The organism is Pseudomonas sp. RW3S2, assembly GCF_014268955.1.
Lineage (GTDB): Bacteria > Pseudomonadota > Gammaproteobacteria > Pseudomonadales > Pseudomonadaceae > Aquipseudomonas > Aquipseudomonas wayambapalatensis.
The window spans coordinates 292,037-317,580 of sequence record NZ_JABWRM010000003.1; the positions used below are offsets into that span (position 1 = coordinate 292,037).

The window sequence follows — 25,544 nt, forward strand, 5'->3', positions numbered from 1 at the left end:
CAGTGCCAAGGTCAGGACGGAATCACCACCGACTGCCCACTCAGCGCCAGGTCGACCAGCTCGCGGTTGGCCACCGCGTACATCGCATAGTCGGTGCCCGTGGCGTTGCGCAGGTCATCGAGCATGGCGCGCCAGCGCTCGACCATTACCCGGTGCTGCTCGGCCCACAGGGCCACACGGGCATCCATGTCGTCCGGTGCATCAGCCATCTGCAGCACGGAAATGGTGATCGCCCGCTGCTGCAGGTCGATATCGTCGCGGAACGCCTCGCGGGCCAGGGCCTGCCAGTTGTTCTCCACCGGCAGGTTGCTGATTTCCTGCAGGTACCAGGTCAGGTCCAGCGCGCTGCCCACGGCGAAGAACGCCTTGGCCACCTGGGCCGGATCGTGGCCGGTCACATCCGAGGCCTCGATGATCGGCAACAGGGTGTACAGGTGAGTGGTGCCTGCCACCATGCGTGCCAGCAACTCCGGCACCCCGGCTTCGACGAAGCCCTGGTAGCGCACCTGCCAGCGTTCGCGGGTCGGCCCTTCCAGCAGTTCGTCGAGCTTGAGCCCCAGTTGCGCGATCTTCGGCCCGAAATGAGCGGTGTCACGACCAGCATCCTGCTCGTTGCGACGGCTGCGCAGGAACCAGCGGGTGGCACGCCGCCCAAGGCGCATCAGCTCGTCCATCAGGGTCAACTGGATCTCGGCCGGCACCTGGTAGTCGAGGGCCTCGATCTGGCGGAACCAATGCGGCAGGTGGAAGATGTCGCGCACGATCACGTAGGCACCGGCAACGTTGGCCGGGCTCATGCCGGTGGACTCCTTCAGGCGCTGCACGAAGGTGATGCCCATGTTGTTGACCAGGTCGTTGGCGATCTGGTTGCTGACGATCTCGCGCTTGAGGCGGTGACGGCGCATGGCCTCGGCGAACTTGCTGACCAGCGACGGCGGGAACGCCGTCTCCATGTCACGGGTCAGGTAGTCGTCGTCCGGCACCAGCGACTTGAGCAGTTGCTCCTTGAGATCGATCTTGCTGTACGAGATCAGCACCGACAGCTCGGCACGGGTCAGGCCCTGGCCGGCGGCAAGACGTTCGGCCAGTTGCTCTTCGGTCGGCAGGAACTCGATGGCGCGGTCCAGCTTGCCCCGCGACTCAAGGTCGGCCATCAGGCGCTTGTACTCGGCGATCCGCTCGCGGGCGCGACGGGCCGCCAGCGACAGGGCCTGGGTCTGCTTGTAGTTGTTACCCAGCACCAGCGAGGAGACTTCCTCGGTCATGCTGCCCAGCAGCTGGTTGCGCTGCTTCTCGGTCATGTCACCAGCCTGCACCACTTCGTTGAGCAGGATCTTGATGTTGACCTCGTGGTCGGAGCAGTCCACGCCACCGGCGTTGTCGATGAAGTCGGTGTTGGTGGCGCCGCCGTGCAGGCCGAACTCGACACGACCGAGCTGGGTCATGCCCAGGTTGCCGCCCTCGCCCACCACCTTGCAGCGCAGCTCGTTGCCGTTGACGCGCAGGGCGTCGTTGGCCTTGTCGCCGACGTCGGCATGGCTCTCGCTGCTGGCCTTGACGTAGGTGCCGATACCGCCATTCCACAGCAGGTCGACCGGCGCCTGCAGCAGTGCGTGCAGCAGTTCGGTCGGGGTCAGGCGATCAGCTTCGATGGCGAAGCGTTCCTTCATCTGCGGACTGATGGCGATGCTCTTGGCGCTACGCGGGAAAATCCCGCCGCCTTCGGACATGATCGCGCTGTTGTAGTCGGTCCAGGCCGAGCGCGGCAGCTCGAACAGGCGCTTGCGCTCGGCAAAGCTGGTTGCCGGGTCCGGATTCGGATCGACGAAGATGTGCAGGTGGTTGAACGCGGCCACCAGTTGCAGCTTGTCGGACATCAGCAGACCGTTGCCGAACACGTCGCCGGCCATGTCGCCGATGCCAACCACCGTGATCGGGTCTTCCTGCACGTTGATGCCGCGCTCACGGAAGTGGCGCTGCACGCCCACCCAGGCACCACGAGCGGTGATGCCCATGCCTTTGTGGTCGTAGCCAGCCGAACCACCGGAGGCGAAGGCATCGCCGAGCCAGAAGCCGTAGTCGTTGGCGATGCCGTTGGCGATGTCGGAGAAGGTCGCGGTGCCTTTGTCTGCGGCCACCACCAGGTAGGGGTCGTCGTCGTCATGGCGCACCACGTTGGCTGGCGGCACCACGCCACCGTCCTTGAGGTTGTCGGTGATGTCGAGCAGGCCACTGATGAAGATGCGGTAGCAGGCGATACCCTCGGCGGCGATTTCATCTCGGCCACCACCCAGCGGCAGGCGACGCGGCAGGAAACCACCCTTGGCGCCGACCGGCACGATTACCGAGTTCTTCACCTGCTGCGCCTTGACCAGGCCCAGCACCTCGGTACGGAAGTCTTCCTCACGGTCCGACCAGCGCAGGCCGCCACGGGCGACGTTGCCGAAGCGCAGGTGCACGCCCTCGACCCGTGGCGAATAGACGAAGATCTCGAATTTCGGTACGGGCTTGGGCAGCTCGGGAATCAGGCGCGGGTTGAACTTGAAGCTGAAGTACGACTTGTTCTGGCCAGCGGCGTCGGGCTGGTAGAAGTTGGTACGCAGCGTGGCCTTGATCAGGTCCAGGTAACGACGCAGGATACGGTCCTCGTTGAGCACCTGAACATCGTCCAGGGCGGTGAGGATTGCCTGCTCCAGGCGCTGCTGCTTGTCGTCCAGGTCATCCTGGCCGAGCTTGCGCGCGAGGTAGAAGCGGGTCTTGAACAACCGGGTCAGCTCGCGGGCGATGTCGGTGTGGTTGTTCAGGGTGCTGGCGATATAGCCCAGATCGAAGCCCAGGCGAATCTGCTTCATGTAGCGGGCGTAGGCGCGCAGCAACGCCACATCGCGCCATGGCAGGCCGGCGGTGAGCACCAGGCGGTTGAAGGCGTCGTTCTCGGCGTCGCCCTTGACGATGTGGATGAAGGCGTCCTGCAGCGTGTCGTTGAGCTGCTGCAGGTCCAGGCTCAGGCCTTCGCTGTAGGTGAAGGCGAAGTCGTGAATCCAGAACTCGCGGCCGTTGGCATGGCGCAGGCGGTAGGGGAATTCACCCAGCACACGCAGACCGAGGTTCTCCAGGATTGGCAGCACGTCGGACAGCGCCAGCGGCGTGTCGGCGTGATACAGCTTGCAGTGCAGCTGGCGCTCGCCCAGTTGGGTGAGCGGCTGGTAGAAGCTCATGGCCAGCGGCTTGGCTTCGGACAACGCCAGCACGTGCTGCATGTCCACCACTGCCGAATGCGCGGCGAAGCGCTCGCGGTAACCAGCCGGGAAGCCCTTGGGGAAGTCGGCGAGGATGTTGGTGCCCTGGGCTTCGCCGAAGTTCTCCACCACCAGCGCGGAGAAGTCGTCCTGCCACGAACGGCAGGCCTGGATCACTTCGTTTTCCAGCTGCTGCGGGTCGATGTCGATGCGGTTCTTCGGGTCGACCCGCAGGATCAACTGCACACGTGCCAGCACCGACTCGGAGAAGAAGGTCCAGAACTCACAGTCGGTAGCCTTCAGGCGCTCCATCAAGACCTGCTGGATCTTCTGGCGCACTTCGGTGGAGTAGATTTCACGCGGCACGTAGGCCAGGCAGTAGCAGAAGCGGCCGTACGGGTCCTTGCGCAGGAACACACGGATCTTGTTGCGTTCCTGGATCTGCACGATCGACATGGCGGTGTTGAACAGCTCGTCGATCGGGGTCTGGAACAGGTCGTCGCGCGGCAGCACTTCGAGCACCTGCGTGAGTTCCTTGCCCAGGTGCGCCTTGGGGTCAAAGTGCGAGCGGCGCTCGATCTCGGCGACTTTCCCGCGGATGTACGGGATGGTGTACACGCTTTCGCCGTACACCGTCGAGGTGTACAGGCCCATGAAGCGGCATTCCTTGATGACCTTGCCATCGGCATCGATCTGGCGGATCGACACGTAGTCTGGGTAGGCCGGACGGTGCACGCGGCTTGGTTGCGAAGCCTTGGCGAACGACAGCAGGCGCGGCTCGCGCAGGTAGCTGACGGCGTAGTCCTCGATGCGCAGGTCTTCATTGCTCAGGCCGCTGCGCAGCACGCGCGGCAGGCCGAGGAAGGACGATTCGTCGTAGACCAGGCTGCCACCGGCAGCGTCGGACTCGACCACGAACTCTTCGTAGCCGAGGAAGGTGAAGTGGTTGTCCAACAGCCAGGTGAGGAAGCTCTGCACCTCGGCCTTGTCGTTCTGCGCTGGGCCGAAGGCGTTTTCGCCAACCAGCGCCAGCAGGTCGCGGACCTTGGCCTTCATCGGGTCGAAGTCGGCAACGACGACGCGCACATCGGCCAGTACCAGCTCCAGCTCGCGGGTCAGGCTGGTCAGCTCGGCGGCATTGGCGCAGCGGTCGATCTCCAGGTACATCAGCGACTCGTGGCTGACGCCTTCACCCTGGGTGCCCTTGGGCAGCAATTCGAGCAACTCGCCCTTCGGCCCGCGGCGGGCGCTGAGCACGGTGGTCTGCAGGGTGTGGATGCTGTAGCCGCGGCGGTTGAGTTCAGTGCGTACCGAGTCGACCAGGAACGGCAGGTCATGGTGCAGGACTTCGACCACGGTGTGCGTGGACTGCCAGCCGTGGCGTTCGTAGTCAGGGTTGTAGACCCGCACCTGCGCAGTGCTCGGGTCGAAGCGCTCGATGGTGCGCCAGGCAGAGAGGGTGCAGCCGGCCAGGTCGGACAGCCGACGCTGGGTGAGTTCGTCCAGAGAGATGATGCCGAAGAACTGTTCGGCGAACAGCGCCACTTGTGGCAGGGACTGCTCGCTGATGTGCTGCGCCAGGGCCGCCTGCAGTTGATGCTGGAAGTCGGCTTTGCTGGCTGCGGTGAAAAACGCCATCTGTGGTACTCCGCTTGGGCTTTGTTATAGGTGAAGCGTCGTGTACGTGCGCCATGTACGGATCAACGATAGCCAACCCGTAGCAGGAAGACGGTAAAACCAAGGCGTAGGACGCTTCCTTCGCGTCCATGTTCCAGGGATGGGCAGCTGCAAAGACGACTGCCGGTGGCTGTGTCTTTACGGTTGTCCATCAACTGGGCAGCTTAACGACTGAGCGGTCATCCCGGCTTGCAGCGCTGCGACATATTCGGTCAAAGGGCGGTAACATTGCGTTTATGCGCAAGGCCCAGACTGGCACAATCGCATTTCATTTCCTTGAACCGAGCTGCCCATGCAACTGAAAACCGCCCTGCTCTTCGCCACCCCCTGCGATGACGAGGAAGACAACATGGCGACCCTGTGCTGCCACAGCGACAAGGGCCAGATGTTCCTGCTCACCCGCTATCCGGACGAAGACACCGTCGACCTGACGCTCGATGACGAACCGTCGACGCTGGACGGGCTGAAAGTGACCTTGAGTGCCGAGCGCCTGCTGATCGAGGTCTCCCCGGGGGATCGGGATGCACTCAGGGGTGATGAATCGTTGGAGATCCTGCTCACGTCGGCCGGTAGCGATCTGGAGGAAGTGGCGCTGACGTTGCGCAATATTCTTGAGGGAACGGGGACGTTCGTTTCCGAGATCTGAGGTGGAGGCCCCTTTGCGGGCTTGCCTGCGCAGAGGTCGAAGACGCATCGACAATGCACACAACAAAGGCGACTCAAGGGTCGCCTTTGTGTACTTGCCGATCAGCGCATGGATCGACAGCGCTTACTTGCTTTCCTTCGCGAGGGTGCCCAGCGATGCATCCTTGACCAGGTAGCGGCCTTCAAGGTCGCTCAGCACTTTGAGGCTGTTGCGCGCCATCAGCACGCCGACTTCGACTTCCTGCTTGAGGTAGATGACCTCACCGGCCTTCGCATTCACGGTCATCTCGGCCCAGTTCTCGGCCTTGGAGCTGATCACGTGGGTGCCCGGGGTCACGTAGAAGTAGATGTATTGATTGCCACGGTTGTAGCCCATTTCCGACTCGGCTTCCTTGTTATCGAGGAAGACGTTGAAACGCACCATCATCCCGGCGTTGCTCGGGCGAACGACGTAGACCAGGGCCTTGTCGGCTACCGCAGCCTTGGGCAGCGAGTAGTTGGCGACCTCCGCCTGCATCTTGTCCGCCGAGGGGGTGGAGGCGCAGCCGTAAAGCAGCGCAATGGAGAGTACGGCGGTGGCTTTGAGGAGGGTCTTGATCACAAAGGCTTCCTTGCTTACGAAAGGGTGGTAGGGGCGGAATAGCGGCGGCGATATTAATTCGCCATCATCTTGACGTCAACCTGCTGCCGTGGCGGCTGACCCGCTACACTTTGAAAACGCTAATTGTTAATGCGCGTTTTTTCTCTACTACCAAGTGCTTCCATGTAAGCAGCCTTCAACGCAAGACTTACCACATGCAATGCTTCAGCCTTCAGATAAGCTAAATCCTGAGCAACCATCGCCTGGCCTGAGCCTTTTAATTTCACACGAGACTCTCCAACATATTTGGCACCCTCGACATAGACCGAGACACTGGCTTCGCACGCATAATAATCCGGACTATTCCAAGTCTTGACAAAAATGCGATTGATCTCAACGCGAGTTTTTATGTTCGCATCATCATCAGAGCCGATAGCTCGCTTGGTAAAATTGATCCAGTCAGTGACTGGAACACTGGCAAAACCTTCATACAAACCCCCATTGTAGTTCGCAGCATGCCACACTACCTTGCTGCTCTCAGAACACTGAGAGCAGCGCTCAACGCTGGAAACTCCGATTATCGATGAATTAATTTTTTTGTTTTTATTGCAACCAATTCAGAATCGGCCGTATAAGGGGAAAAATGCAGTTGATTTGTGACGCAGCCACTCAAAAGAAAAAACAACCCAGAAATATACCAACTCTCACCAACAACACCCCTTTCAGCCACTCAAAAAATCACCACCTCTCGTTCGGGCACTATTTCGACATTTACTTCCCACCACCCCATTTGAAATATGAAGCAAGGCATATCCCAAACCAGACAGGTACCGCATAGGCCAGAAAGCCAGGAAACACACCGGAAATATCAGACCAACCGAAAAACCACGTGTCATATTTGAAATATAAGGCTATAGCCCCTAAAAAATTTGATCCGACCCCTCCGAAGAAAAACAAAATAATCAAATAAATTAAAAGCAGCACATAAGCTTGAAACCTCGACTTGGGCTTCATTACTAGTTATCTCCTATTGCCCCTATCTTGCCACCCGTAGCTTCGGAAGTCTGAGGACCCATAGCGAGTTAGGTCATTGCTGAATTCTTGGCCGATGTTGCTAAGGAAACTCTACATTAACCGAGACACGATGACTGTCCCCATTCGCCTACAGAGAGCTTTCGGCAGATTTAGCTAAAGCACGCATGAGACATACCTCTAACTTTTTTCCTCTTTATCTCCGGGAGCTTTACGTTCTTTATATGACTTTAGCCGAGACAGCCTCATATGCCTACCGTAGCAAACACTGTGTAGATTAAAGCCCTAGGAATTAGCTGTAGAATCTCAGAGCATTCAAGCACCCAACGCCCCATCTTAAAGAAATTTATTGTCGCTCCTAAAAGCACCCCACTAACACTAACCAGCATAAATATTAAAAAACAATATAAAAACAGCAACAGAAAAGCTTGCAGACTTGACTTCGGCCCAATCATTAATCCCATCCAAAAGATTAAATATTCTCTCCAGCGACTTCTGAGCAATGATACCGCCTATCGCTGCGCTGGTAAGTACTGCCGGAGGTGATACATCCGTGCCAAAAAAAGCAAAAATATACACCCAACCAGCTACATAATCATGACCTAGGCCTTTGTACCCATGCCGGTGTAGAGGGCGTCAAGTCAGCCAAGAGATTTTTATACTCTATACATGCAAACCTATCACGCCTGAATCACACAAATCGCTGTAATAAGCTGGTCTGGCTGCTCCTCCAAAGGAACCCCCCACCCCGTAATTTCAAGGACACCATAATCACGATCGGTATAAAACCACTCTTCGGCCTCATCAAACTCCAGGCTAGTAAATGACAAAATATCAGATACAAGACTTCCCAAACCTACGCACTCCGACAAAAGACCCTTGTAAACAAATCTATGCGCAGCTTCACCCGGAAAGCTAAAGTCATAAACTTTAACTGCGTACACTTCCCCCCCGCGAACAAGAACAGATAATGCGGGAACTCCTTTCTTTAACTCACCGACAATTTCATCCTCAACAATTGAAAAAGAATAACCACCATTACCACACTCATCCAGGCGATACCCACTCAACAAAAGGTCTGGCGCCCCGTCAAACCTATACCGCAAGGAGTTCTCACTAGTCAAATACTTCGAAAGCACAGCATCCAAGTCAACTACACTAGCATGCAAGGGTATTCCAGCAAGTGATACACCTGGAATAATGGAAGCGTCCCAAGCTATAGAAAATCTATCTACCGACATCATTCGGGACTCCACAAATTTGTGACAGGATTAAATTCCACTTTCTGACCTTGCGGATTCAGGTATATCGTATTTGCATCATAAATAGGCTTAGAAGGCCTTTGAAATGTCGGCCTGTAGGTTGCAGGATCAATAATCTTAGCCTTACTACCATCAACGTATGTAATTCGACGAAGTCAGCACGCTTGCTGTACCTACCCGCACCACTGGCATGACTGCTGACGCTGCGCTCGTTGACCACATCGCCGCTGAGGCTGGTGAGGCTGACGTCGCGGCCGCAGGCACCATTATAGATCGAACCATCTCCAGACTCGCGTTCTTGGGTGGAAGCTCAGGCTCCCCTTTCAAAGAGCCGATCTTTGGCAAACTACTAGTTCCAGCCTCGGCATCAGTCAACGCCCTAGTAGGATTAGGATTCTTTGGGACCTCTGCAGCTTTTGCCCCTGCTTACAGCTTGATAAAGTCAAAGACTTGGCCGAACAGCCGCTCAATATCTGGCGACGCCTCAAGACACGCAAGCGCTTCATTGGACGTTAAAGGCATGTCGTAAGGCTCAAACCCTCGACGAACAGAAATACCATACAAAGCATGCTCGTCATCTTCCGTATGTTCCCAATGGGGTACATAGCCAATTACCTTATAGACCTTGAAAATCTCATCATGAAAATCCATTAAGTCAAACAAAAATGCTGGAGCGTTATTCAGCGACAACGCTTGAGCGCACCAAAAATTAAATTCATCCCTGCTTATAGCCCCACAAAAAAGACAGGTCATCACGAACGCCATCAACTCATCACTGAAGCGACCAGGCTCATTCAGACTCACATTCCACCCCCCATGGCTTCGCCGCCAATATGCCCCGTCTTCTTATGAATAAATTCAGGGACCAACTGCATCCGCCCACTATCTTGATGATGATGCCACGTATACCCATCGATTTTCTTTGCCCCTGCGCTAATCTGCTGGAGTTGCTTAGCAGTAAAACTTGAAGATTTCACTTGACCTTGCTGAATAGCCCCTAACAAATCTTTGGTCGCAAGTTTAATTTGCCCTTCATAACTCGCAGCCTTAAAGGCATCAATTGATATCCGCGTATCAAAGGCAGTCACATCATCAAATATAGGAAAGCCTCTGTTATCGAATACGACTCCCGTTACCGGATGACGCTGCCCTGCAAGATGCACATTCCGACCATCAACTGGCGGAACCGTAGTGGAAAGAACGTTGTCACGCCCATAAGTGGACTCCAGCTCATTTCTGGTAGTTTGCGGATTGTACGGAGCCTCGGAGCCTTTACCTTTCCCCCCACCTGCCACTTTCGAGTCAGCAACGACTACAGGCCCCACCCCACCCTTGATGGCAGGAATCCCCAGTGTAGCCATCCCAAGCAGGCCGGCCACCATATTACCAGCGGCATTCCATCCATCACCATCAACCGCTTGCTTGGCACCCTGCGTAAACTGCAGCGCTCCATTGGTCGCCGCCACCGCCCTGATCGTGCTGCCAATAGAGCCGGTCAGGAAGTAGATCGCAGGATCACCCAGGTTGGCCAAACCCTGCTGCTGTTCGCCAATGCGAAGGCTGGACTTGGCATCCAGGTAGGTCTGCTCGTCGACGCTACGGTCCCGGGTCCAGGCCAGGTTTTCAACCAGTCCCATTTGGCTACGCTGAGCATCTGCCCACGCGAGCTTGTCCTGGCTGCTACCTGCATAGGGATAGCCATAGCCCAAGGTCTGCTCACCACTGAGCAAACTGGCGACACTTGCCTGGACGGTTGCCAGGCTATGGCTAGACCCAAGCCATTTTGGGCATCCACTTTCCTGACGGCATCCAGTCTCGCGAAGGCATAAACCTGCAGGTATGCCGCGAGCTCGACCTTCTCATCCTGGCTAAGTAATGAGGGATCGCGCTTGTAGAGTTGCAACAGCTTGTCGCTACGCTGATCCGCGCCTTCGAGGTTGACCAGATCACGCGCGGCGTCCATTCCGCCGTCTTTGCGATAATTGTCCCTTGCCTCGTCTCGCTGCTTGGCCGAATGGTCCCCAAGGAAGTTGTATTGCGTGCCGTTTTTGGCGACCCATGCTGACTTCGCTCCCCACCGCCTTTGGCTGCGCTGAGCATCTGTCCACGCGAGCTTGTCCTGGCTGCTACCTGCATAGGGATAGCCATAGCCCAAGGTCTGCTCACCACTGAGCAAACCGGCGACACTTGCCTGGACGGTTGCCAGGCTATGGCTGAGACCCAAGCCATTTTGGGCATCCAGTTTCCTGACGGCATCCAGTCTCTCAAAGGCATAAACCTGAAGGTCTGCCGCGAGCTCGACCTTCTCATCCTGGCTAAGCAATGAGGGATCGCGCTTGTAGACTTGCAACAGCTTGTCGCTACGCTGTGTGGTTGATTGGTTACACAGCAAGACAGAACAAAGAGCAAAACTAAAAATATATTGAGTCTCACCGCCCCTTCCGTCTTTCGTAAATACTCAAAAACCCACGAAACCGTCAGTCAGAAAAACCAGAAAACAGGGATAGATTGATTTTTCCTTGACCTGCATGACTACCTGATTCCTTCGACCCCATAGTGACCAAAATTAGAGTAGCAAAACTAGACCCACCCAACGTTTAGCCCCTTTCATGCTTTTCATGCCCAAGATCAATAGTAAATCAGCTGGTCATTTGCCTCTTAAATGGCATAATCTTACGAATCATTGACGACAACCTCACCCATTTGATTTAGCGAGAACAGTCCACATGCAACCAGTCATACAACACCCTTGGGATATAACCCCAAGCGAGGCTATCGATCTACAGACACGACTATCTAAACTTGTAGTCAAGCAAGATCAGCTTGGGCCTATTTCTAGTATCGCAGGCATTGATGTCGCCTACCACAAAGAAAACGATACACTCATAGCCTCTATTGTTGTGGTTGACGCAGAAAGCCTGGAAATCATCGAAGAGCATGCATGGTCGGGTACGACTGCGTTTCCCTATGTGCCTGGTCTTTTTTCGTTTAGAGAACTGCCTTCTATCGTAAAGCTCTTATCAACTATAACCCACCGACCTGACCTGATCATCTGCGACGGGCAAGGTATAGCTCACCCTCGTCGGTTTGGCTTGGCATCGCATTTGGGGGTACTTTATGACATACCCACTATTGGATGCGGAAAAAGTCGCTTCATTGGTGAATACGCACCTCCGCTTAATGAAAGGGGATGCCAATCAGGCCTGTTCGACGGCGACGAACTAATCGGGGCCGCGCTCAAGACTCAAAAAAATGTAAAACCCGTGTTCGTTTCAATCGGCCACCGAATCTCCCTTGAAACTGCCTGTCACTGGGTATTGAATGCAACACGCCACTATCGACTACCAGAAACGACCCGGCTTGCAGATCGATATGGAAGGCAATTCTACGAACAGAACAAACACCCCATCACCCCTCCAAACTAACCTTCCGATTATTTAAATATACGTCACATTCGGGACGAAGTACCTGAAACTGGACGCACCCTTCACGCCACCAGTCAACGCAATCCTTAGCAGCCACAACTTTCAATACACTCAACTGCTGATAATTTTTCAAACACTGCAAAATTTCCGGTGTACCATTGACACCATCCAGCTCTAACTCTCTGATACAGCGCTCATTGCCCCCCATAAAAATGTAATCAACCACAGCCTTGTCAATACCATCTCCAATGAGTGAAACCCGGGCTGCATACTTAAGAGAGGAGAGCTCCGCTTTATCACGCAACACAGGAAACCTTATGCACCCGATCACTTGCGGTAGCTTAGAAAAATAGTCACCCAACAGAGTCAACCGCGTCAGACCTTCCAATGAAAATTTCAAGGAAAACATGAAAATATTATTCTGGTGAACCGTCATAGCTTCCAGCCCACCGCCTTCGAACCACTCATAACTCTGTGGAACATCCTCCCCGATCTCGACAGTTCGCAACTGTCCATCTGGGAAATATGTTACTTCCTCTATCACCCAGCCATATTCATACAAGCGCTCGCTGACACATACATTTCCACTAAACTCATAGGAAAATCCATTGTAGACACTATCTCCCCAATAAAACTGCTCCCCCGTATAGTCTCGCTCCATTTCGATACCATTACGCACCTCCCCAATAATAAACTCGCTGCGGTAGACATCAACATAGCGGCCATCTTCATACATACCTCCTCCAACCACATGACCATTCGAGAATTCCAACGCCCCCCCGGTGTAGGGTACGCCCCGAAAAGTCCACAATCCGCCCTGGTTGCTTATCGCATTTCTTTTGATAATCATCAGTGCTTCCTTCCGGTAATCACATCGGCATCCTTCAGTACACCGCTACAGTTCGAGCACGCCTCGAATTTATCCCCCTGACCCTGCTTCGGTGCCAGCTTGTAGGTGGCCACTTTCACATCATCAATTGATACCTTGGGGTACCGAGTAAGCGCGCTATTCACCGCTCTGACCTCGGCATGCAGCCCAGGAATACCATTCTGGACATCAAATCTCTTTCCATTGCTGACAAGGTTTTCAATCATCCCTTTAACCTGAGGTGTCAGCGGCGTTCCTGTGTCAGCATACAGCTGCTCTACCTTTCGCATGAACGCCCCCTGATCGACCACTGTGAAATACTCTTTGGCCTCGCCAAACCGCTCTATCCCAGGGAATTTCGGCACCTTCGCACTTATATTGGTGAACGCCTCGCTCACATAATCTCGCCCCGGTACACCTGCCCTCGACAACGCGACACCGGCAGTATCTCCTGCTTTAATCAGCGCTTCAGCTTCTGAACCGACCTTTTGGAAGAGCAGACGGTCAAACTCAGCACTGTTCAGCGGGTCAAGATGGCCAAACTCCCCATCTACCCATGCGCCCTTGCCCGCACCACCAGCAGTACCCTTCCCTGCCGACGCGCCCCCAGCATCAACCAGCCCCTCCTTCCCAGCCGCTCCTCCCACCTCAGCCATGGCCGCACTAATGCGCTTGGCCAGCAACGCGCGCATTACAGCAGGCACGCCCGTCATCGCCAACGCGATATCCAGATCCACCGTCACATCCTGCACACCACCTGTGGCGATGACTGAGATGCGCTCCGCGAGATCCTTCATTTCAGCCGGGCTACTCGATACCTGCCCAATCTCACGCATGTAGATTGCGGCATTCTTCTCGCCAAACTGCCGCTTCCATGCCTCGGGCACCATATCAACATCGCCCGCCCAGCTGTTGCCCGATGCCTGCGTCCATTTCGAATCGGTATTGAACAATCCGTGATCCTGGAATTGCTTTCCAGTGGACTGGAACGCCTTGACCTCATCCCCATCGGCCGTGATGGGGCTTCCATCTTTCCAGGTCAGGACAATGTCCTGGGCCGCTAATCTGGAGATGCTCTGTTGGGCGATTTTCAGACTTTCAACAAAATGCTGCCCTTCAGGTTTTGTTGGGTCATACATTTTCAGAAGCAGCAACAGCCGCTTGCTCTCCGTCTCATCCACCTGAGCGTTGGCGGCTACCAACAACAAGTCTTCCCAAGACAGATCCGTCCCTGGTTTACCCAGCCGCTTCTGCAGCTCCGCAGCCTCGGTCGTGAGGGCCTTTTTCTCGGCGTCATGCAAGAGACGGTTGTAGGAAGTCGCACTGCCCGCAACCCAGGATCCAGTTTGAAGATCCTTGGCGTCCCCCCCGGCCGCGGCAGCGGTCAGAACACCGATGAGCTGCGAGTTCATCACCAACAGCCGATTCTTGTCCTCTTTCGGGATCTTGGTGTACTGATCAGCCAGTAGCCCCACCACAGCTTCGTTCACACCCGCTGACAGCGCACCCATTCTGAAGTCTCCACCGGAGGCTTCCGCTGCAAGACCACCCATGAGGGCATGCAAAGCAACCTTGGGGATTCCGCCGTCCTTCAGGTCAAGCTTGTTCTCTGCACTGATGTCGCCAACCCACTTGAAGCCTGCCGCCGCAAATGTGTTAACCAAGCTATTACGCAGTGCCTCGCTGAATGAGCTGTTACCGCCGAGTGCTCGATCCAACACAGCAGATGTCCCGTTCTGCAGCATCTGGTTGCCAGCAAACCGGCCAATTCCCCCTACGCTGGATAGCCCGCCTGGTGGCAGAACCGTCGTGGTATTGACCACCGTTCCGGTCGCACCGCCAGCGCCAGCAACGTCAGTCTTCGTTCCTGTCCAGCCCTCGAACAACCCTGTTGTCAATCCGGCGGTGATGCCCGACACCACATACCCACGCAGCGCATCCTTGGAGGTCACGTCCTTGAGTACCAGGCTCAGGTTGCCCTTGTTGTTGATGGTGCTGATGGCGGCATTGCTGGTCATCCCCATCGCACCTGCGGTTACTGCGGCGTTGGCCCAGCCAATACCCTGCAACGATGCACCGGTCCCAGCTGCCCACATGCCTCCGGCCGAGGTAGCCACCGAAGAAGCGCCGGCGGTCGAGGCTCCGCTGGCCACCAATCCACTAGCCGCACCGGCGGTGAAATAGGCAATCAGGATCGCGATAACCATCTGCGCGCCTGCGCCTAGCCCTGAATGGCTGTACTTGAAGGAGTCATGCACCTCCTTCACTTGCCGCCAATCCACATCTCCGCGCTTTTCGACCTCCTTCAACCACGCCAACTGCGGATCAGCCGCCACCATGGCATCGATGCTCTGGCTGATAGTGGCCTGATCGATATGCTTGACGTCGACCTTCAAGCCATCTACCGCCTTGATCAGCACGTCACCGTTGGCCGTCAACTGGCTCTGGCGCACGGTCTCGTCGGTGTTGCCCTTGCCCTTCATGCTGGTCCAGGCCAGATCACCCTTGCTCTTCTCGTGACTCTCCTGATGCAGGTCCTTGACCGCCTCGAACGTCACCGCGCCGCCGCTGTCGATGGTCAGGTCATTACCCGAGGCGAGCTTCGCCCCCTGGTACAACTGATCGCCGCCGCTCTTGAGCGTCAGATCACCACCGCTGCTGACTTCGCTGCCCACCGCCTTGACGTCGGTGACTTCGTCGCGCTGGGTCTGCTTGCTGCCCCAGCCGCCTTTCTTGCTCATGTCGTACAGCGAGTACTGGCTGTCGTTGGCCGCCAGCAGTTCCAGCTTGTCGCCCGCCACCAGGTAGGCTTCCTCGCCAGCGCTGACTTTGCTCGCCACCAGGCGCAGGTCACGCCCGGCGTCGATGGCTAGGTCGCCGCCGGCCTTCACCACGGCAGACTGCTGCTCGACGTCATCCTCTTGCCGCTCGTACTTGGTCTTGCCCTTCTTGCCTTTGGCGTAGCTGTGCTCCTCGTTCGCCGCAGCAGCCAGGGTCACGTCGCGGCCGGCCTGCAGGGCCAGGTCGCGGCGTGCCTCGACTTCGCTGGCGACGATGCTCAGGTCCTGGCCTGCCGTGGCGGTGAGGTTGCCGCCTGCGCTGATCTCGCTGCCGTACTGGGTGATGCTGGTGTCGTGGCCGCTGACACGGCGGCGTTGATATTCGTGGCTGTCGACGCCTTCCTGGCTGACGATGGACAGGTCGCGACCGGCATCCAGCCTGATATCGCCACCCGCCTTGAGCACCCCGCCCACGTTGCCGATATCCCGCCCAGCGGTGATGGTCAGGTCGTTCGCCGCCTCGATGCGTGCTGCAGTGTCGACCAGGTCCTTCGTCACATGCTCGCCACCGGCCCGGCCTTCCAGGCGGGTGACGCTGCGTTCGTTGATCACGTCGCCGGTCAGCGCGGTCAGGCTCACTTCACGACCGGCGATGATCCCGCCCTGGGCGTTGCGGATCGAGTCGGTGGCTAGCATGTCCAGGCGCCCGCCCGCTTCGATCAGCCCGCTGTTGCTGATGTTGGTGGCGCTGGCGGCGAGGTTGTTGGTAGCACGCAGGGTGCCGACGTTGACCAGGTCGCCGCCGCTGATCAGGTTGACGTCACGGCCCTGGATCAGCGCGCCGTTGGGGGCCACGCGACCGTTGGCGTGGGCCAGGTACAGCACCGGCGCCAGCACCTTCTCGCCGTTGACCTCGACCTGCTCCATCCAGACGATGTCGTGGGTCAGGGCGGCGACCTGCTCGGCGCTGAGCGACACGCCTACGCTCAGCGACAGCTTGTCCTTGCTGGCGATGGTGTTGTCCATCAGGTAGCGGAACAGCGTCTCGTCGCTGGTCATGCCATCGATGTAGCGCTGGCCGGTGCGGGCCACCACGGCTTCGCGGATCAGGCGTTGTTCGTAGAGGCCGTCGCCCAGGCGCTTGATGGCCTGGTCTGGATTGACGTTGAGCTGGCCAAGCAGGTAGTCGGAGCTCAGGAACTGCTTGAGGTCGGTCAGGGCCGGGTTGGTCTCCACCAGGTACTTGTGCGAGGTACTCGGCACGCTGCGCTCAGGGACGCCCTGGACCAGTCGAACACCCGCTGCCAGGCCATCCAGCGCCACACCGGCGCCGCTGACGGCGCCTTGTGCCGCAGCCGAGCCTTGGGCGGACAGCGTCTGCGCCGCACGGTTGTCGGCATTGGTGGTGCTGGCCAGCGGTGAGATGAAGGTGCCACTGCCTGCTTGGGTATGGTCGGCGGTCGCGCCCAGGGCATCGCCGCTGATCGCGGCCTGGCCGGTCTGGGTGCTGATGCGGAACAGGCCGTTGCTGCCTTGCGGCAGGCTGAAGCTGGGCAGCGTGACCGGATTGACCTGGCGCTGGGCAAGGTCAGGCGGCAACTGCGGGTTGAGCGCGCGCACCTGGGTCTGGACCTGGCGCGGATCAGCCGTGGCATCGCCACGGGCCCCGATGGCACCGGCTCCAGCCTGATTGACGCGCACCACGCTGTTGTCGATGCGCTGGGTGGCGTTGATGGTCACGGCGCCAGCCGACTGCACGACCGCCGGGGCAACCACGGCGCCAGCGATCGGCGTCTTGTTGTCGATGACGTCGTAGATGCTGTACTGCGGATACCCCGCAGCGGCCATGACCTGGTCGAGGGTCAGCGAGCCGGGGTTCTGATTGAACTGGTTCTTGGCCTGGATGAAAGCGTTGTACTGGCCGCGATCGCGGGTATACATGCTCGCGGTGAGGTTGCGCTGCTCGCCACCACCGGCGCCCTTGTTCTCGAACACCGCTGTGTTGATGGCGATATCACCCGCCGCCGAAACGCTGCTGTAGTGATTGCGGAATGCGTCACCGGCGAAGGTCAGCTTGCTACCAGTGGTGATGAAGGCGGTGGGGGTATCGCGGTCGATGACGTCTTCCCAGCTTTCGGTTGCCGAGAAGTACAGCTCGCAGCCCTTGCCCTTGCAGCGGTCGTCGGAATAGACGTTGACGTTGCCGGCGACCAGTTTCTTGGTCGAGCTCAGGAATTCCTTGCGGTTGAGCAGCGTGTCCACCGCCAGGGTCATGTTGCCGGCGCTTTCCACGCTGCCGGAGATGTTGTCCAACAGCACCGCGCGGGCAGCGGCGTTGCCGGCAAGGTCGAGGCCACCAAGGCTGTAGATATCGCCGTAGTAGTTGCTCAGGCTGCCGACGCGCAAGGTCATGTCGTTGCCGCTGAACACCAGGCCGCGCTGGTTGCTCAGGCTGTTGGCGGCCAGCTTCACCGCCGCAGCGCCACCCAGGGTGCCGCGGTTTTCGAGGCTGGCGGCCGTCACCGTCAGGCCGCCCAGGGCGGTCAGGCGACCGTCGTTGCTCAGCAGGTTGCGCGCGGTCACCACGGTGTCGGCGCCACCGGCCAGGCTGGCGGTACTGGACAGGCGGATATCGTTGGCGCCCAGCGTCAGTGCGCCAAGGCTGCTCAGGCGGCCATTGCCGTCATAGTTGCCGGTCAGATCCAGTTGCAGGCTGCCATCGCTGGCCAGCAGGCCATGGTTGGTCCAGTCGCCGCCTCGACCCTTGAGGCTCTCGACGGCCAGCAGCTTGCCGCTGGCGGTCTGGACGAATCGACCGATGTCCAGTTCCAGGCGCCGGGCTTGCAGCACGCTGCTGTTGGTCCAGCTGGCAGCGGCGATGCTCAGCAGGCCATCGGTATGCAGCACGCCGCCAGCCTGGGTGACCTTGTCGGAGGCCAGGCCGAAGCTACCCTGGCCGGTGTGCAGCAGTTGCCCGCCGCTGTTGCTCAGGCCACCGATCTGCAGGTCGAGGTCCTGGTTGGCGGTGGCCAGCACGCCGTTGTCGTTGAGCAGGTTGCCCGCGACGATCAATCGACTGGTGCCGGTCTTGCCAAGGGCGCGCAGGTTGCCGCTGCGGTTGTCGAGTTCGCTGGCGCGCAGTTGCAGGTCGCTCTCGCTTTCCAGCTGGCCGAGGCTGTTGTAGAGCGCGCCGCTCAGGCCAAAGTCGATGCGTCCGGCGCCGATCTTGCCGCTCTGGTTGAACAGTTGCTGGCCCTGCACCTGCAGCAATCCGGCGGCGTACAGCCCGCCGTCGCGGTTGTCGAGATCGGCGGTGACGATCTTGCCATCACCGCCCTGCGCCGAAAGGTAGCCGCCCTGGTTGTTCACCTTGGCATAGGCTGCGATGTCCACGGACTGCGCCTGGGTGGTACCGCCAGCGTTGTCGAACAGGTCGCTGAAGACGCCCTTGAACAGGCCTTTGGCCGCGCTGAGCATGCCATTGCCGCTGTTGTCGAGGCTCGCCGCGTGCAGTTCGAGGTTGCCTGCCTGGCTCTCCAGGCGACCGCCGCGGTTGTCCAGGCGCTTGTCCAGGCGCACGTCGATATCGCCCTGGCTCTTGAGCGTGCCGGCCTGGTTGTCGAGGGCTACGGCATGGATATCGAGCTCGCCGTGTTCACTGAACAACAGGCCATCGTTGCCGTTGAGCAGATCGCCGCTCAGGCGCAGCACCAGGTTCTGCTGGCTGGCGAGGTTGCCGCCGTGGCTGTTGTCCAGCGTGCCCGAATCGACATGCAGCAACCCATGACTGATCAGCTTGCCGCCTTGGTTGTCGACACGCGCGGCCTTGAGCAGCAGGTCGGCGCCACTGACCAGGCGCGCGCCGTCGGTATTGAGCAGTGCATCGGTCAAGGTCAGGTCGAGCGCCGCGCGGCTGATGAGCTGGCCCTTGTCGTTTTCCAGACGCTTGCCGGCGACGCTGATCGCCTGGCCGTTGATCTGCCCGCCCTGGTTGTCGATGACGGTGCTGTCCTGGTCGAGCTTCAGGTCACCTGTGGCGGAAATGAGGCCGCCGCTGTTGTCGAGCCGGTCGCTGACACTGAGGGTGATCGCCTGCTCCGAGGAGACGATGCCCTTGCGGTTGTCCAGGCTGGCCGCCGTGATCTGCTGGTGGCCCTTGCTGACCAAAGCACCCTGGTCACGGTTGTCGAGAGCGCCGGTCAGGGTCACGGCAAGATCGCCGTCCTTGCTCGACAACGTGCCTTCGCCGCTGTTGTTCAGGTCGCTGCCGGTGACCTGCAAGCCTTGAACGCCGGACATCAGGCCTTTGGTGCTGTTGTCCAGCTGTGCCGCCTCTACGGTCAGCCGGCCGTCGCTGAGGATGCGGCCCTGCTGGTTGTCGATGCGCTTGGCCAGCAGGCTGAAGGATTGCTGGCTGGTGACTTCGCCAGCGCTGTTGTCGAGCGTGCCCAGGCGCTGGATGATCAGCGGGCCATTGGCACTGATCAGGCCGCCCTGGTTGGTCAGGTCGCCGCCGTTGAGGTCGAGGTCGAGTTTCTGTTCACCGATCAGACGCCCCTGGCGCTGGATCAACGCACTCACCCGCAGCAGCAGATCGCCCTTGGCGGAGATCTCGCCACCCTCGCTGGAATCGACCTGCCCGGCCACCAGCGTCAACTCGGCATCGCTGTGGATGCGACCGCCGCGCTGAAGGGCATCGGCGCCGTTGCGCACGTCGCCCGTGGTCAGGGTCATGGCCTGCTTGCTGCTCAAGGCGCCGCCACGGTTGTCGAGGCCATCGCTGGTGACGGTCAGCGCCGCCTGGCTGATGAGCTGGCCGCCCTGGTGGTTGTCCAGTTGTCCGGTCGTGACGGTCAGGCCGGTGTTGCCCGACATCACGCCACGCTCGCTGTTGAGCACGCCTGCACTGGTGACGGTCAGCGCTGCGGCGGCAGAAAGGATGCCCTGGTCGTGGTTGTCGAGTTGGCCGTCGATCACGGCCTTGAGGGCCTTGCCGCTGGCCAGGGTGCCGCCACTGAAGTTATCGAGGCTGGCAGCCTCGACGTCGAGGTCGTGGCTAGCCGACAACACGCCCTTGAGGCTGTTGTCCAGAACACCGGCGATGCGCAGGGTCAGGTCCTGGGCGCTGATCACGCGTCCGCCACGGTTGTCGAGGCGGTCGGCGATCAGGCTGAAGCCGTGGTCGCTGGAAATCTCTGCGCCGTTGCGGTTGTCCACCGCGCCGATCTGGCGCAACAGCAGGCTGCCTGGCGAGCGCAGCAAGCCACCGTCGCGGTTCACCAGCTGGCCGTGCTGCAGGTCGAGGTCGATGCCGGTCCCGCTGACCAGTTGCCCGTGGTCATGCTGGTCGAGGCCAGTCAGCGTCGCATCGATCTGGCCGGAGGCACTGATACGGCCACGGGCGCTGTTGTCGAGCTGGGTGGCGACCAGCAGCAGGCTGCCGGCACCGATGTTGCCCTTGGCGCTGTTGTCGATGGCGCCGCTGCGCAACTGGGCATGGCCAGCTGCACTGATGGCGCCGCCCTGGCTGTTGTCCAGGCGGGCGGCGTCAAGCACCAGCCCGGCATCGGTCACCAGAATGCCGCCCTGGTTATCCAGCAGCCCTTGGCTGGTCAGGCCCATGGCAGCGATTGCCGAGACCTTGCCGCCCTGGCGGTTACGCAACGTGCCGGCGTTCAGCGTGAGGGTGCCGTCACTGACGATGAGCCCGGCGTCGCTGTTGTCCAACTGGCCGTCCAGGGCCAGCTCGATATGCTTGTGGCTGCTCAACCGGCCGCCGTTGTTGAGCAGTTCGGTGCCTTTCAGGCTCAGGCTGTCGTAGCCGCTGAGCAGGCCCTTGTTCTGGTTCAGCAGGCGCTGGACGGTCAGGGTCAGGCCACGGTCGCCAATGACCTTGCCCGCCTGGTTGTCCAGCAGCTCGCTGGCGTCGAGCACGACCTTGCCTGCGCTGGAGATCTCACCCTGCTGGTTGAGCACGCGCGCCGCGCGGATGTCGACCAGGCTGGTCGCGCCAATCCCGCCGCCGTTCTGGTTGTCGATAGTATTGGCGGTGAGCAGCAAGCTACCCAGACTGGTCAGCCTGCCGCCCTGCTGGTTCAAGGTGCCCAGGTGGGCTTCGAGGTCACCTTTGGCGGTGATGTTGCCCAGGCGTTGATTGTCGACCTTAGCGGCGATCAGCTCGAGGCGGCCATCGCTCTGCAGGTGACCGGCATCGCTGTTGGCGAGGCTGGCAACTTCGATGTGGGCCTTGCCCTTGGTGGTGGCTACGCCCTTGTCGCGGTTGTCGAAGTCCCCGCCGGTGACGGTCAGAGAGCGGTCGGCAAGCACCAGACCGCCACGGTTGTCGAGGCGTTCGCCGTGCAAGGCGAGGTCGCCGACGCTCGACAGCATGCCGTTGTCGCGGTTGTTCAGGGTGGCCACTTTGACGGCCAGGGTGCCGTCGCTGAGCAGGTTGCCCTTGCCGCTGTTGTCCAGGCCCACGGCTTTGAGATCGAGCAGACGCTTGGCCGAGATCAGGCCGAGGCGGTTGTCGATGTCGGCGCTGGCGACGATCAGCACGTCGCCGCCCAGCAACTGCCCGCCGCTGTTGAGCAGCCCGGCGGTGGTGATGTCGAGGCGATCGGCCTTGAGCTTGCCGCCGTCCTGGTTGTCCAGCAGCGCGCGGGTGGTCAGCCTGGCCTGCTTGTCACTGCCGATCAGACCGTTGCCGCGGTTGTCCACCCGGGCGGCGCTGACCTGCAGATCCCCCTGGCCGACCACGCGGCCGCCACGGTTGTCGAGGTTGCCGGTGATATCCACCACGGCCTGGCCCTTGCCTTGCAGCAGGCCTTGCTCACGGTTGTCGATCGCACCGCCCTTGGCTTTCAGGGTGTCGTCGGCCAGCACCTGGCCTTTGCGGTTGTCCAACAGGCCTGCGGTCAGCGTGGTGTTGCGGCCCTTGAGGCTGCCACCCTGGTTGTCGAGCTTGGCGCTGCTGTCGATCTCGAGGTTGCGGTTGGCGACCACGCTACCGCGGTTGTGCAGGGTCTGGCCCTTGAGGGTCACGTCGCCCTGGGCGTTGCGGCTGTTGTCTGGCTCCACGCCGGCTTCGATGATGCCCTGGTTGTCGATCCGCGCGCCCTGCACGCTGATGCTGCCCTTGGCGGCAAGGCTCTGGCCGACGCTCACATCGTCGCGCACACGTACGGTGGCGCTGCCGGCGGTGTAGGTCTTGCCGGTCAGCTCGGCGCTTTGTGCGGCAATCTTCAGGTCGCCGGCGCTGGAGGTCTGCGCAAGCGTCACCTTGCCGTTGGCATCCACCTGGATATCGCCGGTGGTGGCGGCCATGTTGCCAGCCAGCTTGACACCCACGCCCTGCTCGGTGCCGACCAGGCGGATGGTGTTGGCGTACATGCCGCCCAGCGCCGAGCTGTCGATGGCCAGCAGGGGCTTTTCGCTGCCGTCGTCGGCACGCGGGGTGGCTTGCAGGGTGTCGGCCTGGACGTCGTTGCGCCCGGTGACGATGTTCAGTTGCTTGGCATGCAGCTCGGTATTGAGCTTGGCACTGCGGGTGATCAGGTCGAACTGGTCGAGATTGGTGGCGTTGAGGGTATCGCCCTCGATGGCGATGTCGCCGCCATCGACCTGGAAGCGGTCCAGGCGCTCGCCGTCCATGATCGGCTTGCCGGTGGTGAGGGTCGCCCGTGGCGTGTTGATGAAGCCGCAGCCATTGCAGGTGATGCCGTGGGGGTTGGCGACGATGACCCGTGCCGACTGCCCCGCCACCTCGGTGTAGCCTTGCAGGGTACTGCGGTTGCCGCCAGTGACCTGGTTGAGGATCACCTGGGCCGCCTGCCCCCTGAGGTTGGGGTTGCCGACGATGATGCCGCCCAGTTGAGTCGACTGGGTCTTGCCGGTGGCGTTGTTGAGGATCAACCCGTTGCTGCCGACGTTGTAGTCACGGAAGGTGTTGCTCGACAGGCCGCTGCCGTTGGGGGTGGCGATATTGACGATCGGCACCCCGTTGCCGGCCTGGTTGATGCTGGTGTTGGCATTGGCCGCTGCATCGACGGTCAGCTGTGCAGCCGTGCTGACGATGGGGTTGAGGAACATCACGCCAGCGACGATCAGGGCGATGCACTGGTTCAGTGGGGTGCGGATATCCATGTCGAACAAACTCCAGTCGCAGCTCAGGCCAGTTGCCGGCCTGCCCCGCAAGGGGCAGCGATGTCACGGGTAATGGGTAGGGCCGACGCTCAGAAGAAGGCGTCGACGCGGAAATAGATCGGGTGCTCGCGGCGGGTCACCGCATCGGGCCGCTCCAGCGAACGGGCAAAGGTTGCGCTGGCGGCGAAGTACTGGCCGCGGACGTTGAATTCCAGGGCATTGCCACTCAGGCGCCCATGGTCCTTGCCATTGCCATGCTGGCCTTTGATCACACCGGCGTCGTAGGCGAACGCCATGCCGTATTCGCGCAACCAGGGCTGCAGGGCTGCCCAGGTGACCGGCCGACGCCAGCGCAACTGGTTGCGCCAGTAGCCGCCGCTGTCGCCGGTGAGAGTCTGATCCTTGAAGCCACGCACCGAGGTCAGCCCGCCGACACTGATGCGCTGCGCACTGTAGAGCGCGTCCTCGCTGCGCTGGCCGGTGGCCAGGCTGTCGAAGCTGAACTGTTCGCCCCACAGCTGGAACGGCTGCAGGTAGCTCAGGGTCAGGGTGTACTTGTTGTAGCGCGACACCGGTTCGTTGCCGTGGGGGTCGCCTGCGCCCTGGGCGTCGAGCGCGCCGATGCCCTGCTGCCAGCCGGCATCGAGGTTGACGAAGGCGTTGCCGATGCGTCGGCCGTGGTTGACGCCAAGCTGACGCTCGGTGATGCGGGTGCTGGAGACATCGATCAGGGTGTCGTCAAGGTAGTTGCGCGCGCGCAGGTGGCTCACGCCGATGTTCACCGCCGTCTTGCTCAGGCTGTCGCGGTGGATCACCCGTTCGGCCTGGAACTGGTGCACGCTGTTGTCGCCGTCGAGCTTGAAGGGAAAGCCGCTGGAGGTGTCGCGGGTGCGGTAGTAGTTGTGGTTGTAGCTGTAGTTGAAGGTCCACCAGCCCCACGGCAGGCTGTAGTTCAGGCCATGGCTGTCGGAATGGCGCCAGTGGTCGCTGACCACATCACGCCCGCCCCTGAGGCTCAGCTGATCGGCCAGGCCCAACGGGCTGTCCCACTCCAGGCCCAGGTTCATCTGTTGCTCGCCGCTGCTGGCATCACCATTGTTGTGGCGGCTGGCCGAGACCCGCCAGGGCTTGTCACGCTGGCCCTTGAGCTGCACGCGGCTACCGCCGACTTCCTGGCCTGGCACCAGCTCGACTTCGACCTGACGCGACGGCAAGCGACCAAGCTGGTCGACCATCTGCTCCATGTCGCGCAGGTTGAGTACTTCGGAGACCTGGCCGGGGAAGGTCATGGCCATTTCCCGTGGGCTGGCGAGCGCCGAGCTGTCCAGGCCTTCCAGGCGCCCTTCGACGATGATGATCTGCAGGATGCCCGAACCCAGGTCCTGCTGCGGCAGGTAGGCACGGGTGGTCAGGTAGCCGCGGTCGATGTAGTGGTCGGTGATGCGCTTGAGCAGGCCGTTGAGCTCGCCGACCTGCAGGCACTTGCCTTCATAGCCCTCCACCAGTGCCTGGCGCTGCCGCTCGCTGAGCAGGGTCGCACCTTGCAGCTCGACGCTGCGGATCTGGAAGCAGCGCCCTTGCTCCGAGGGCGCCACAGGAGCCTGAGGGGCCTGCTTGCCGGGCAATTGCTGCAGTTCCTCAAGGCGCTTGCGCTGCTCTTGCAGAAGGTTTTCCTGACGGTCACGAATCAGGTCGCGGTCGCCGGGAGACTGGAAGGGGGCGGCACTGGCAAGCAGCGGCAGGAGCGCAAAGCCGGTTGCCAGCGCACGGAGGAAGAGGGACATGCAAGTAATCCGTCACTTGAGAACTGATCGCATCACTGCGAAAGGGTGCGCAGGATACAAGAGCAGAACCACGCCATCAATGCGCCACTCAGTGCTTTGCGACGAAC

13 protein-coding genes are annotated in these 25,544 nt (G+C 59.9%); 2 read left to right on the forward strand and 11 right to left on the reverse strand.

What is annotated here, in order from left to right; all coding sequences use genetic code 11:
* Window positions 1-11 precede the first annotated feature (11 nt).
* Window positions 12-4,877 carry an NAD-glutamate dehydrogenase gene (locus HU748_RS06535; RefSeq protein ID WP_186666715.1) on the reverse strand — a complete coding sequence of 1,622 codons (4,866 nt, stop codon included), beginning with the start codon at window positions 4,875-4,877 and terminating at the stop codon, window positions 12-14.
* Window positions 4,878-5,208: 331 nt separating this feature from the next.
* Here HU748_RS06535 and HU748_RS06540 point away from each other — a divergent pair, with 331 nt between their 5' ends.
* Window positions 5,209-5,562 (forward strand): hypothetical protein, encoded by a 354-nt coding sequence (locus HU748_RS06540; protein ID WP_063543983.1) that lies wholly within the window; start codon window positions 5,209-5,211, stop codon window positions 5,560-5,562.
* 123 nt (window positions 5,563-5,685) lie between these two features.
* Here HU748_RS06540 and HU748_RS06545 read toward each other — a convergent pair whose 3' ends face one another.
* The 7 genes from HU748_RS06545 to HU748_RS06575 all read right to left on the reverse strand — a co-directional run bounded on the left by HU748_RS06545 (window position 5,686) and on the right by HU748_RS06575 (window position 10,785).
* Window positions 5,686-6,078 (reverse strand): DUF2846 domain-containing protein, encoded by a 393-nt coding sequence (locus HU748_RS06545; RefSeq protein WP_186667000.1) that lies wholly within the window; start codon window positions 6,076-6,078, stop codon window positions 5,686-5,688.
* A gap of 203 nt (window positions 6,079-6,281) precedes the next feature.
* Window positions 6,282-6,665, reverse strand: a complete 384-nt coding sequence (locus tag HU748_RS06550; protein WP_238343294.1) for a hypothetical protein — start codon at window positions 6,663-6,665, stop codon at window positions 6,282-6,284.
* Window positions 6,666-6,912: 247 nt separating this feature from the next.
* Entirely contained in the window at window positions 6,913-7,155 is a 243-nt protein-coding gene (locus HU748_RS06555) for a hypothetical protein (RefSeq protein ID WP_186719757.1), read from the reverse strand.
* A gap of 698 nt (window positions 7,156-7,853) precedes the next feature.
* Window positions 7,854-8,417, reverse strand: coding sequence for a hypothetical protein (locus HU748_RS06560; RefSeq protein ID WP_238343295.1), 564 nt, complete (start codon window positions 8,415-8,417; stop codon window positions 7,854-7,856).
* Between the two features lie 444 nt (window positions 8,418-8,861).
* On the reverse strand, window positions 8,862-9,239 hold the full coding sequence (locus HU748_RS06565) for a hypothetical protein (protein WP_346655457.1): 378 nt from the start codon (window positions 9,237-9,239) through the stop codon (window positions 8,862-8,864).
* Entirely contained in the window at window positions 9,236-9,967 is a 732-nt protein-coding gene (locus tag HU748_RS06570; protein WP_202885225.1) for an HNH endonuclease, read from the reverse strand. The genes HU748_RS06565 and HU748_RS06570 overlap by 4 nt, the downstream gene beginning before the upstream one ends.
* Window positions 9,931-10,785, reverse strand: a complete 855-nt coding sequence (locus HU748_RS06575; protein ID WP_186719758.1) for a hypothetical protein — start codon at window positions 10,783-10,785, stop codon at window positions 9,931-9,933. The genes HU748_RS06570 and HU748_RS06575 overlap by 37 nt, the downstream gene beginning before the upstream one ends.
* A gap of 376 nt (window positions 10,786-11,161) precedes the next feature.
* Between HU748_RS06575 and nfi the strand changes: the two genes are divergently transcribed.
* A complete protein-coding gene (nfi, locus tag HU748_RS06580; RefSeq protein ID WP_186711735.1) occupies window positions 11,162-11,860 on the forward strand; it encodes a deoxyribonuclease V in 699 nt (232 codons plus the stop codon).
* Here the strand turns inward: nfi and HU748_RS06585 are convergent.
* The 3 genes from HU748_RS06585 to HU748_RS06595 form a co-directional block, all read right to left on the reverse strand.
* A complete protein-coding gene (locus tag HU748_RS06585; RefSeq protein WP_186711734.1) occupies window positions 11,844-12,710 on the reverse strand; it encodes a hypothetical protein in 867 nt (288 codons plus the stop codon). The genes nfi and HU748_RS06585 overlap by 17 nt on opposite strands.
* Window positions 12,710-23,653 carry a DUF637 domain-containing protein gene (locus HU748_RS06590; RefSeq protein WP_186719763.1) on the reverse strand — a complete coding sequence of 3,648 codons (10,944 nt, stop codon included), beginning with the start codon at window positions 23,651-23,653 and terminating at the stop codon, window positions 12,710-12,712. Before HU748_RS06590 ends, HU748_RS06585 begins: the two co-directional genes overlap by 1 nt.
* A gap of 89 nt (window positions 23,654-23,742) precedes the next feature.
* Window positions 23,743-25,437, reverse strand: coding sequence for a ShlB/FhaC/HecB family hemolysin secretion/activation protein (locus HU748_RS06595; protein WP_065861330.1), 1,695 nt, complete (start codon window positions 25,435-25,437; stop codon window positions 23,743-23,745).
* Window positions 25,438-25,544: the final 107 nt, after the last annotated feature.

Bases quoted from the DNA above. Each gene is read 5' to 3' on its own strand.
- nfi (WP_186711735.1), top strand. From the start codon at position 11,162: ATGCAACCAGTCATACAACACCCTTGGGATATAACCCCAAGCGAGGCT.
- HU748_RS06535 (WP_186666715.1), bottom strand. From the start codon at position 4,877: ATGGCGTTTTTCACCGCAGCCAGCAAAGCCGACTTCCAGCATCAACTG.
- HU748_RS06545 (WP_186667000.1), bottom strand. From the start codon at position 6,078: ATGCAGGCGGAGGTCGCCAACTACTCGCTGCCCAAGGCTGCGGTAGCC.
- HU748_RS06595 (WP_065861330.1), bottom strand. From the start codon at position 25,437: ATGTCCCTCTTCCTCCGTGCGCTGGCAACCGGCTTTGCGCTCCTGCCG.
- HU748_RS06540 (WP_063543983.1), top strand. From the start codon at position 5,209: ATGCAACTGAAAACCGCCCTGCTCTTCGCCACCCCCTGCGATGACGAG.
- HU748_RS06560 (WP_238343295.1), bottom strand. From the start codon at position 8,417: ATGATGTCGGTAGATAGATTTTCTATAGCTTGGGACGCTTCCATTATT.
- HU748_RS06555 (WP_186719757.1), bottom strand. From the start codon at position 7,155: ATGAAGCCCAAGTCGAGGTTTCAAGCTTATGTGCTGCTTTTAATTTAT.
- HU748_RS06590 (WP_186719763.1), bottom strand. From the start codon at position 23,653: ATGGATATCCGCACCCCACTGAACCAGTGCATCGCCCTGATCGTCGCT.
- HU748_RS06585 (WP_186711734.1), bottom strand. From the start codon at position 12,710: ATGATTATCAAAAGAAATGCGATAAGCAACCAGGGCGGATTGTGGACT.